The sequence below is a fragment of the Chitinimonas sp. genome, from assembly GCF_036568685.1.
In the GTDB taxonomy this organism is placed as follows: domain Bacteria; phylum Pseudomonadota; class Gammaproteobacteria; order Burkholderiales; family Chitinimonadaceae; genus Chitinimonas.
Genome location: NZ_DATCSC010000133.1, coordinates 1 through 10,524 on the forward strand (window position 1 = coordinate 1; position 10,524 = coordinate 10,524).

At 65.5% G+C, this 10,524-nt stretch carries 10 protein-coding genes and 2 tRNA genes; 8 read left to right on the forward strand and 4 right to left on the reverse strand.

Annotated features, from left to right (window positions below; all coding sequences use genetic code 11):
* Nucleotides 1–64 precede the first annotated feature (64 nt).
* From VIM95_RS19465 to VIM95_RS19475, 3 genes are all read left to right on the forward strand, one after another.
* Nucleotides 65–140 (forward strand) — tRNA-Phe (locus tag VIM95_RS19465).
* A gap of 88 nt (nt 141–228) precedes the next feature.
* Nucleotides 229–303, forward strand: a tRNA-Thr gene (locus VIM95_RS19470).
* 91 nt (nt 304–394) lie between these two features.
* Nucleotides 395–736 (forward strand): zinc ribbon domain-containing protein YjdM, encoded by a 342-nt coding sequence (locus tag VIM95_RS19475; RefSeq protein WP_331989064.1) that lies wholly within the window; start codon nt 395–397, stop codon nt 734–736.
* Nucleotides 737–878: 142 nt separating this feature from the next.
* Here the strand turns inward: VIM95_RS19475 and VIM95_RS19480 are convergent, their stop codons facing one another.
* The 3 genes from VIM95_RS19480 to VIM95_RS19490 form a co-directional block, all read right to left on the reverse strand.
* Nucleotides 879–2,066, reverse strand: a complete 1,188-nt coding sequence (locus VIM95_RS19480) for a GGDEF domain-containing protein (protein ID WP_331989066.1) — start codon at nt 2,064–2,066, stop codon at nt 879–881.
* Between the two features lie 253 nt (nt 2,067–2,319).
* Nucleotides 2,320–2,835, reverse strand: a complete 516-nt coding sequence (locus tag VIM95_RS19485; protein WP_331989068.1) for an ATP-binding protein — start codon at nt 2,833–2,835, stop codon at nt 2,320–2,322.
* The gene (locus VIM95_RS19490) at nt 2,828–3,424 is read right to left on the reverse strand and encodes a nicotinamide mononucleotide transporter family protein (protein ID WP_331989070.1); all 597 of its coding nucleotides are present in this window, start codon (nt 3,422–3,424) and stop codon (nt 2,828–2,830) included. The genes VIM95_RS19485 and VIM95_RS19490 overlap by 8 nt, the downstream gene beginning before the upstream one ends.
* Nucleotides 3,425–3,660: 236 nt before the next feature.
* Here VIM95_RS19490 and VIM95_RS19495 point away from each other — a divergent pair, with 236 nt between their 5' ends.
* From VIM95_RS19495 to VIM95_RS19505, 3 genes are read left to right on the forward strand one after another with little or no spacing between them, the layout of a single operon-like run.
* Nucleotides 3,661–4,677 carry a hypothetical protein gene (locus VIM95_RS19495; RefSeq protein WP_331989072.1) on the forward strand — a complete coding sequence of 339 codons (1,017 nt, stop codon included), beginning with the start codon at nt 3,661–3,663 and terminating at the stop codon, nt 4,675–4,677.
* Nucleotides 4,678–4,679: 2 nt separating this feature from the next.
* Nucleotides 4,680–6,044, forward strand: a complete 1,365-nt coding sequence (locus VIM95_RS19500; protein WP_331989074.1) for a peptidylprolyl isomerase — start codon at nt 4,680–4,682, stop codon at nt 6,042–6,044.
* A gap of 4 nt (nt 6,045–6,048) precedes the next feature.
* Complete coding sequence (locus VIM95_RS19505) at nt 6,049–6,609, forward strand: hypothetical protein (protein ID WP_331989076.1); 561 nt, start codon at nt 6,049–6,051, stop codon at nt 6,607–6,609.
* A 48-nt stretch (nt 6,610–6,657) separates the two neighbouring features.
* Here the strand turns inward: VIM95_RS19505 and VIM95_RS19510 are convergent, their stop codons facing one another.
* A complete protein-coding gene (locus VIM95_RS19510; protein ID WP_331989078.1) occupies nt 6,658–7,155 on the reverse strand; it encodes a hypothetical protein in 498 nt (165 codons plus the stop codon).
* A gap of 250 nt (nt 7,156–7,405) precedes the next feature.
* Between VIM95_RS19510 and VIM95_RS19515 the strand changes: the two genes are divergently transcribed.
* A complete protein-coding gene (locus tag VIM95_RS19515; RefSeq protein ID WP_414648552.1) occupies nt 7,406–8,563 on the forward strand; it encodes a PepSY-associated TM helix domain-containing protein in 1,158 nt (385 codons plus the stop codon).
* On the forward strand, nt 8,560–10,524 hold a 1,965-nt coding region (locus tag VIM95_RS19520; protein ID WP_331989080.1), incomplete at its 3' end, for a TonB-dependent receptor. The genes VIM95_RS19515 and VIM95_RS19520, both read left to right, overlap by 4 nt.

A 10,524-nucleotide genomic window follows, 5' to 3' on the forward strand; every position in this document is an offset into this window, starting at 1 on the left:
AAAACTTGCCGCAAGGGCGCTTGACGCTCACTCGGGATTCCTGTTTAATGCGCCCTCCTCACGAGGCCAGTTAGCTCAGTTGGTAGAGCAGCGGATTGAAAATCCGCGTGTCCGTGGTTCGATTCCGCGACTGGCCACCAGTATTTCGAACGGCCTTCAGCAATGAAGGCCGTTTGTTCGATCAGACTAGATCCCTGCCCGTGCGGCAAGGCTCTCAGCCAGATGGAAGCCCATGTAGCTCAGGGGTAGAGCACTCCCTTGGTAAGGGAGAGGTCGGCAGTTCAATTCTGCCCATGGGCACCAGCAATACACAAAGCCCGGTACGCAAGTGCCGGGCTTTGTCGTATCTGCAGCATCCATATCTATTTAACCGCCCGCTCTGCCAAGCCTATCCATGTCATCGCTGCCGCCCTGCCCGCAATGCCAATCCGCCTACACCTACCAGGACGGCGCCCTGTTGGTCTGCCCGGAGTGCGCGCACGAATGGTCACCCGAGGCCGCCATCGAGGCCCCGGAGGCGGCGCGGGTGGTGCGCGACGCCAATGGCAATGTGCTGCAGGATGGCGATGCCGTGGTGGTGATCAAAGACCTCAAGGTCAAGGGCTCGTCCCTGGTGGTCAAGGTGGGCACCAAGGTCAAAGGCATCCGTCTGGTCGAAGGCGACCATGATATCGACTGCAAGATCGACGGCATCGGTGCCATGCAGCTGAAGTCGGAATTCGTCAGGAAAGCCTGACCCCCGCCTTGCTCACGGCGCCTACGGCCTGAAGGCCGGCCAAAAAAACGGCCACCCGAATCGCGGCGGCCAGAGGAGGAGGAAACAGTTGATGGGCGTAGCCTAGTCCTGATTCCTTATCTGAATCTGAAGGCGACTACCGTTAGTCGGCGGCGGCAATGTTGGGCTCAATCGGGGTCCAAGCACTGTCCGCCAGCACGATGCGGTCACGCCCCTGGCGCTTGGCTTCGTAGCAGGCACGGTCTACCCGGCTGAAGGTATCGGCGGGGTTGGCATCCTCGGCCCAGCGTACGCCGCCCACCCCCATGCTGGCGGTCAGCACGATGCTGCGCTCGTCATCCTGGTAAGGCTGCTCGTGCAATTGGCGCTGGAAGTCCTCGGCCAGTTGCAGGGCCATGGCCACCTCGCAGTCGCTCAAGAGCACCACGAACTCCTCGCCGCCATAGCGCACCAGATGATCGCCAGCCCGGCGAAAACCCTGCCGCAGCTGCTTGGCAAAATGCTGCAGGCAAGCGTCACCCACCGCGTGCCCGTAGTCGTCGTTCACCCGCTTGAAGTGATCCAGATCCAACACGATCATGGCGACCCGGCTCTGCTGGCGTGCCGCACGGTGCCATAGCTGGCGGAACTGCAGCTCATATTCACGCCGGTTGGCAAGGCCGGTCAGGCTGTCTTCGCGAGTTAGCTTCTCCACTTCCGCCCGGCTGGTGAGCAAGGCGTACTCGGCTGCGATATGGGCGTCGTATTCCCGCGCCGAACGGCGCAGGCTGGCCAGCAGATAAAGCAGATAGATGCCCAGCGTGACCGCAATGGCGCGCAGCCCCGGCAGCAAGGCCAAGCCCACCACCGCCGGCAGGAACAGCAGCAGTATGGTGATAAGGCACTGGCGATCATCCAGCGAGAAGGCGGAGCTGGCGGCGGTACCGTAAGCCACGGTACAGATCACCGCGATCAACAGGGTGGTGGTCTGCGCCGCCTCCAGCTCGCACACCCGCCAGAAGACCACGCTCCACAACACGCAGCCGGCATGGATCAACAGCCACTGGCGCCGACGCCAGGCGGCAAGGGCGGGCGTCGTGGCTGGCTCGGGCAAGATATTGCGGCGGCGGAGTACCCACAGCGCCAGGAACAGCACACCGGGCAGCCAGACCAAAGCCAGATTGCCATAAGCGCCGGTCAGGCAGATAAGCAACCAACCCAGGAAATAGAACACCGGGCCATCGAGCGCCCTGAGATAAAGGTCGGTCCCCAGGCGTTGCTGGCGGTAGGCCCCGGCCGGTGGCACGGCATCGTAGCCGGCGGAGAGAGAGGGGTGATCGCGGTTCGGCATCGCTCGAAGGATAGTTGCAGGCAGAGCCGCGCAGGCTCCAGACAGCAATGTACGGTACGAGGGAGGGCCTTGTCCTGCTTCGCCGCCCAGGCTGTGGCGAAAAAAACGGCCGCCCGTATTGCGGCGGCCAGAGGAGGAGGAAACCTGTGTTGCGATTGCTGCCGATAATACTTGAACGAACGTACCAGGCGTCAAGTAGTGGTAACTACGTAGTCACACCCCGCTCGCTACCATCTGGTCAATACCCGCTGGCTCAAGGCAGCGCCGCCAGGACCGCTGCCACCCGCGCCTGCGGGCTGCCCGCAACGATCAGGTAGGGCACGCCTGCCGCCAGCAAGGTGGCGCGGTAGCGTTCAAACAGCATCTCGCGCGCTTGCGGGTGTTCGCGCAATGGGTCTGGCTGCCAGGGCATGTCGGGCGTGGGCAAGACATGCAAGGCATAGTCGGCCGCCGGCCAGGCTGCGGCGATGGCAGGCGGGCAATGGCCAAAGCGCACCTCGGCCCAGACTTTGCAGACCAGGGCATTGGTATCGCACACCAGCCAATCGCCGTGGGTCGGTCCTTGCCAGCGTGCGGGCAGCGCCTCGCCCGCGCGCTGCCCTTCGGCAATGGCAATCACGTCGTCCAGGCGGTAGTCGCCTGCACTGCGGCCGGCCAGATAGTCGCGGGCGTATTCCGGCAGCCAGGGCGCAGCTAGCGCCTGGGCCAAGTCACGTGCCAGGGTGGTCTTGCCGGAAGACTCGGCCCCGACGATGGCGAGCTTACGCACCGCCCTGCCCTCGCATCAATCGCCGCCAATCCCACCAGCCGTAGGCGGCCAGCGCGGCCAGCAGCAGGTAGAGCAGGCCGGTCAGGCTAAGTGCCTTATAGAAGTAGATACCGGCAGCCAGGAGGTCGAGCACGATCCAGACCGGCCAGTTCCATAGCTTGCGGCGCGCCTGCAGCCACTGCGCCAGCACGCCGAAGACGAATACCGCCGAATCCAGCCAGGGCAAGGCGGTAGGCAGGAAATGCAGCTGCAGCTGCGCCACCAGCAACGTGCCCAGCACGCCCACACCCCAGAACAGCACCAGCTCGCCACGCCCCATGCGGCTGATGGGCAAGACCGGTACCTCGCCACTACGCCGCCAAGCCCGCCAGCCATAAGCAGCCAGCAGTACATAGAGCCCGTTGAGGGCTGCCTCGCCAAACAGCTGGTACTGGCAGAACAGCACCACATAGATCACCCCCGCCAGCATCTGCAGCGGCCAGGTAAGCACGACATTGCGAGCGGCCAGCGCAATGCCGGCCAGGGTAAGCACAAAGCCGGCACTCTCCAGCCAGGAGAAAGCCAGCCATTGCGTGAGCAGGTTTTGCATGGTGCAGGAATGAATAGACCGGCCGGCAGTATACGCCGCGGCAAGTGGGGCCGATTTGCAACACCCCCAGTCGCACCTTGCTTTATGGCAGGCCGCGTACTTTGCTGATTGCACTCTAGCTACCGCGTGCTTGGCTGTTAATTCATTGATTTGTAACTAGCCCGCCACACTCGGTCAGGAGAATCCACGTTCCGGGCCAACCCGGCCCAAAAGAGAACCAGAGGAGAAACACCGCAATGAAACTCGCTCGCCTTATGGCCAGCGCGGCTGTCGTTTGCTGTCTCGCCGCCCCGGTCCACGCTTTCCAGCAAGAAACCCACCGCCGTATCGTGCTCGATGCGGTGGCCTTTATGCAGGCCAACCCCAGCACCACCAACTTTGCCAAGCTGCAGGCCGGAGCCACCCGTGCCGGCTACACCGTCGAGCAGTTCGCCGCCGCGCTGGGCCAGGGTGCCTATGACGTGGACGACTTTGCCGACACCTATCTGTGTGGCGCCACCACCGGCGACTGCCAGCTGGCACCGGTCTGGGGCCTCGGTTCCAGCATCGTCAACTACACCAGCTACCAGCACTTCCAGAACCACACCGGCGGGCCGGACGTGCACGGCAACAAGCTGGGCGGCTACAACTACCACAAGCTCACCGTCTGGGGCGATATCGACAATCTGGCCGCCACCTGGCTGTACGGCGACTACCTCGATGACGGTAAGGGCGGCATGAAGGGCTGGTTTGGCGACAATTCCAAGTACAACAGCTACGGCATTACCGAGGCCAACTACCGCCTGGGTGGCTACTCGACTCCCTCGATGTACGCCGACTTCGAGACCATGCCCTTCCAGCCCATCGACAACCTGGCGCAGTACTGGTGGCAGCAATTCCTCTCCCGCCCGACCGCGCAATCGCTGGGCTTTGCGCTGCATAGCACCGACCTCTTGCAGCCACACCACACCTGGACCACCTCGGCGCTCAACCATTCGAGCTGGGAAAGTTGGGTGAAGGACTACTACGACAGCGAGAAACTCAACGACCCGGCACTGGTGAAGGCCGCCCTGGCGGACTTTACCCCGCTGGCCAAGGACGCCACCGATATCCGCCCGCTACTGACCCGTGGTGGTGATATCTCCTACTCGCAAGGTGGGGCCGTGCTGTCGGCCACCGACCAGACCACCCGCCGCACTGTGGGCAAGGTCGTGGTGCCGCACGCCATTGCCATGGTGGTGCATATCCTCAACCGCGCTGCAGAGCGCTTGTAAGCATGGGCCGGGCCGTTCTCCAACGGCTGGCCCTGTTGCTCCTGCTGGCCGCCAGCCTGATCGCCGGCGCCAGCAGCCGCAGTGGCCTGACCGACACCAAGCTCGCCGCACGCATAGACGGCGACCCCATCCCCCTGGCTGGCCTGCGTGCGTTGCACGCGGCATCGGCCTACCGCGACATGCGCACCCCGCTGAACAAGGTACTTGCCTCAGTGATCGATAACCGCCTGCTGGGCGATTACGCCCGCAAGCACTACGACGAGGCAACGCTCTTCCCCAATACCGGGGTGGCCTATAGCCGCGAGGTAGCGGAGGAAGACCAACTGATCGCCACGCTGCGCCGCAGCTACAAGCAGCCGCTGGATGCCGCCCTGGCCAAGGCTGGCGGCCTGGACAAGCTGGTCACCCGCCGCGACGCCCCCAGCCGCGATGCCCTGGAGTTGGTCTTCCCACCAGCCACCGGCCTGCAGCTCACTGCCGAGCTGGCGCCCAGCCAGCTTGCTGCCGCGCGCGACATCGCCCTGCTGCGATATCGCTTCCCCGGTGGCGATACCGGCCAGATCAGCCTGGCCGACGTCTGGCAGCGGCAGAACATACAGGGCAAGACCATGCTGGCCGGCGGTGACGCGAGCTTTATGGCGCAGCAGGCCATGCAGCTCCTGGCCGGCCGCTATGTATTGAGCTGGGCCCGCCACGACAGCGGCCTGACTGAATCTGACTTGCAGCTGCTGAGGCAGGCCATGGCCGACCGCGACCGGCGCGGTGCGCTCCTGCAGGTGCTGGGGGTGGAAGCCGATATGCACTACGCCAGCGCCAATATCCAAAGGCTGGCGGCGGCGGTCACCGCGGACGAGATACGCGACTACTACCAGCAGAACCCCAGCGAATTCCGCCAGCTCAAGCAGGCCCGCGCCCAGCACATACGCTGCGCCGACGAAGCTGCCTGCCGCAACGCCTACGCGCGCCTGCAGGCCGGTGAGCCATTTGCGGAGGTAGCCCGTAGCACCTCCACTGCCGAAGATGCCGCCCAGGGCGGCGAGCTGGGTTGGCTGCAACCGCAGGATGGCCACGCCCCCTGGCTGTATGAGCTGGCCTTTGCCCTGCCGCTGGGCAAGCCCAGCCGGCCGGTACGCGAGCCCGACACCAGCGGCGCCACCGCCGGCTGGCAGATCGTACTGGTCAACGAGCGGCAGGAAGGCCTACAGCCGCTCGATAGTGAAGCCGTGCGCTACACCGCCAGCCAGACGCTGGCCCGCCGCAAGGCGGTGGCGGAATTCAAGGCCCTGCGCGAGCAGTTGTACCGCGAGGCGGATATCGAGCTGAACGCCAGCGTGCTGGGTGTGCACAGCGTAGACAAGCTGGAGTGAAGCCATGAAACCCCAACTCCCGCTACTCGCTGCTGGCTTGATCGTGCTGGGCGGCATGGCCGCCTGGTACAGCTGGCCCAGCCCTACGCCCACACTCAGCCTGCCTGCTGCCACTACCCCCAGCCAGGCCGGTGCGCCGCAGCGGGACGAAGCCTGGCCGCCCAAGCCCGGCGACGTACCCGCGGCGGTGGCCGCCGCCCCTGGTCAACCGGTGGTGGACCAGCGCCTGCCCGCCGTCCTCAGCATGGCCGAGGCCCGCGAGCACGGCGACGACCGCGCCCCACCCATGGCCCCCAGGCACGGCGAAGACCGCGAGCCGCCTACCCAAGCAGAACTGGACGACCCGGCCCGCTACCAGCAGTACAGCGAGCGGCAGGAAAGGCGCGTCTATAGCGCCTATGTGAAGGCGGCCGATGGCCTGCTGCCGCAACTGGACCGCGACATTGCCCGCGCCCGGGCCGAGGGCGGCATTACGCCGGAGCAGATCGCCAAGGCCGAAGAGAAACGCCGTCGGATTGCGGAGATGCAGGCGGAGCTGACGGAGAAGTTGCAGGCCAATCCCTAAGCCACACCCCCTAGCGAATAGCTTGTCGACCTGTAGACCATGCCGCCGTTAGCGACATAGCGGCGGCAAGCAGGCCAGTTGCTCCACCGGCTTGGGCTCGTCCGGCTTGGTGATGTCCAGAAACCGCACCGAACATTGCACCGAAGAGACGGGGAAGATGCCGCTGAACTCGGTGGCCGCCTCGATCTGGTAGGTGCTGCCCGGTACCGGGCGGAACTTGTAGTGGTAGTCGCAATGCCTGTCGCCCACCGTGATCATGGTCGAGAGCATGGCCGGCCGGTTGTCCGCCGCTGGCACCTTGCGCAGCAACGGGGTGATGCCGTCCTTGCGGCCGGTGTAGATCTCGCTGACATAGCAATCCTTGCCGATCAGAAGATTGCAGTCGGCATAGCCGTAGCGCACGGTGATCGCATCGCGCCGGCTGCCGGCGGTCTTATCCACCACCAGGATGCTGACCATCGGCCCCTCGATGGGATCTACGTGCGGGGTAGAAGCGCAGGCGGCAAGCAAGGCCGGCGTGAGCAAGGCAAGGGGGCGGAGCAGCATGAAGGTCTCAATCCATAGATAAGCGGCATAGGGCCGCTGCAGCCTCCTACCCTAGCAGAACTCCACGCCCGGTTGTCGCGCCGCCACGCCGATAAGGGGTTTCCACAGATTATAGTTAATAATGATTCTCAATATAATTATCAAAATCAACCATCTTCCATTTCGGCACTACGCATCGCCCCCAACCATGCGCACTTCCTTGATCCGCCCTACCGTGGCCTGGCTGCATCGCTATTTTGGCTTGCTACTGGTGGCGTTCCTGATTATTGCCAGCCTGACCGGCACCGCACTGGTATTCCGCCACGAACTGGACGCCGCGCTGAACCCTGAACTATTCGATGCCCCCACGCGCGCCACACCCCGGCTGAGCCTGACGCAACTGGCCGATGCCGTAACCCGGCAGGTACCGGGGGCGCGGGTGGAGCAGATCTACCTCGACGGCGGCGTTGGGCACTCGATCCGGGTACGGATCAAACCTGCCAGCAAAGCGGCCAAGCTGGCGGTGAACGAAGCCTTTGTCGACCCCTACGACGGCCGCCTCTTGGGTACCCGCAAGGAAGGCGCCGTCCGACTGGACCGCGTGCACCTGGTGCCCATGCTGTTCCGCCTGCACCAGCAGCTCTTGATCGAGCCGCCGCTGGGCAAGTGGATTACCGGCGGCGTGGCGCTGGTCTGGCTCTTGCACAGCGTGAGCGGTCTTTACCTCAGCCTGCCGCGCAGCCTGCCCTTCTGGTCGCGCTGGCGGCAGGCCTGGCTGATCAAGCGCGGGGCCAGCCCGGCCCGGCTGGAGATGGACCTGCACCGCGCCGGTGGGCTATGGGCCTGGCTGCTGTGCATCATGCTGGCCTTCAGCGCGGTGTACTTCAATCTGCGCAAGGAGCTGTTCGTACCGGCCATCTCCGTCGTATCCCGCCCGACCACACCGCTCTTGGAGCAGCTGCCCAAGCGCAAGGCCAGCGGGCCGGTGCGGCTGGACCACGATGCCGCCGTGGCCGCCGCCTTTACCGCTCTGGGCCAGGCCGGCCAGGGCCACCAGCTGCGCTATGTGCAGTACCAGCCGGAATACCACGCCTACCGCGTGGCGCTGGAGGCCGAAGGCCAGGGCGAGCGCGCCCTGGCGGTGAGCTATGAGCAGGTGCTGGTGGATGCCGACGACGGTCGCCTGCTGGCCCGCAACAGCTACGCCCAGGGCAGCGCCGCAGACCGGCTGATGGCTTGGCAGTTCCCGCTCCACACCGGCCAGGCGCTGGGACTGCCTGGCCGGGTGCTGATCTTTCTCTCTGGTTTGGCGGTCGCCGTGATCTCGGTCACCGGCCTCTTGATGTGGCTGCGCAAACGCCGCGTCGCCGCCAAGACCCGATCGCGCCAACGCCTGCTCCCCCAAACTTCTTTGACGAGTACACCATGACCCCGCAGCCCCGCTTTCTGCTCAAACCCCTACTGCTCGCACTGTGCGCCAGCGGCGTACTGGCCGATGAGGCCGTCGACCGGCTCAGTGCCATCAGCGTGGTGGGCAGCCGCGACAAAGCCTTCACCACCGACGTGGTACAGCTGGGCGCCTTCCGCGACCAGACCGCGCTCGATACCCCGCTGACGGTGCAGGTGGTAACCCGCGAGCTGCTGGATGCCCAGGGCGCCACCACGCTCTTCGACGCGCTCAAGAACACCGCCGGGGTGAACCGGGTGCAGCTCGGCGGCGCCGCCTACGACAACCTCTCTATCCGCGGCATTGCCGCCGAGAACCGCGCCAACTACCGCCTGAACGGTGCCCTGCCGGTGATCAACCTGATCGAGATGCCGCTGGAGAACAAGGCGCGGGTAGAGGCGCTCAAGGGTGTGTCGGCGCTCTATTACGGCTTTGTCTCGCCATCTGGCATTGTGAACATGGTGACCAACCGCGCCGGCCGCAGCCCGGTAACGGCGCTGGAGCTGCGCACCGACAGCAAGGGCAGCTGGAACGTGCATGGCGATGTGGCCCGCCGGTTTGGCGAGAACGATCAATTTGGCGCCCGCATCAATCTCTCTGACGGCGACGTGGAGCTGGGTGCGCCCGGCCAGCGTGGCGATCGCCGGTTCGCCTCCGCCGCGCTGGACTGGCGGGTGAACGAGGCGCTGAGCTTCAAGCTCGACCTGGAGCACATCCGCAAGGACATCCCCGAGCCCATGTCCATTGCCACCCTGGCGGCGGTGAACGGCAAGATCACCCTGCCGGCCGTGCCGGACCCGGACGTGGCCTACACCAACGCCGCCTGGCAGCGCACCGACGCCCGCGCCACCCACGCCCTGCTGCGCACCGATTTGACCATCAACGAGCACTGGGCCGCCACGCTGGAGCTGGGCCGCGCCGAGACCCGCCGCGACCGCGTGACCAGCCAGTTCCAGAACTACAACCTCGCTACTGGCGAGGGCAGCATGCTGGTGAACCTCTCGCCGGGCCAAAAGTACAGCAACGATAACCTGCGCCTGGAGCTGGCCGGCCTTGTGGACACCGGCCCGCTGAGCCACGAGCTGACCGCCGGCTACACCCGCAACGAGCGCTACCAGGCCGGCCCGGCAGGCACCAGCCTGACCTTTGGCCAGAACCTCTACACCCCGCGCGATATCCCGCTGCGGGCCGTCCCGGCGCCCACCGCCTACAACCCGTCGACCATTACCGACCAGGGCGTCTACCTGCTCGACCGGGTGCGCCTGCCCCGCGACGTGCAGCTGCTGGCCGGCCTGCGCTACAGCGACTACGAGAACCGCGCCACCAATGGCGCCACCGGCCGCGATACCGTCTACGCCACTCGCGATACCTCGCCCTCGCTGGGCGTGATCTGGTCGCTGCAACCCAAGCTCAATGTCTACGCCAGCTATATCGAGGGCCTGGAAGAAGGCGGTACCGCCCCGACCACCGCCAGCAATGCCGGCGACGTGCTCGACCCGGCGGTAAGCCGCCAGCGCGAGCTCGGCATCAAGGGCGACTACGCCAACTGGCAGTTTGCCGCCGCGCTGTTCGACATCGACCGCGCCCAGGCCTACACCAACGCCCAGAACGTCTACGCCCTGGACGGCCGGGTGCGCTACCGCGGTCTGGAGCTATCGCTGGCCGGCGAGATCCTGCCGCGCACCGCGCTCTACACCACCGCCATGCTGCTGGATGCCAAGCAGCGCGCCGCCGCCGACCCCAAGCAGATCGGCCTGCGCCCGGAGAACGCGCCGGAGATGGCCGCCAGCGTGTTCCTGGAGCACCAGTTGGCGGCCGTGGCGGGCCTGGCGATCAACACCGGCGCCTACTACACCGGCGCCCGCGCGGTGAACGTACAGAACCAGGCCTTTATCCCCGGCGTGACCCTGTTCAACGCCGGCGTGAGCTACCGCACCAAGCAG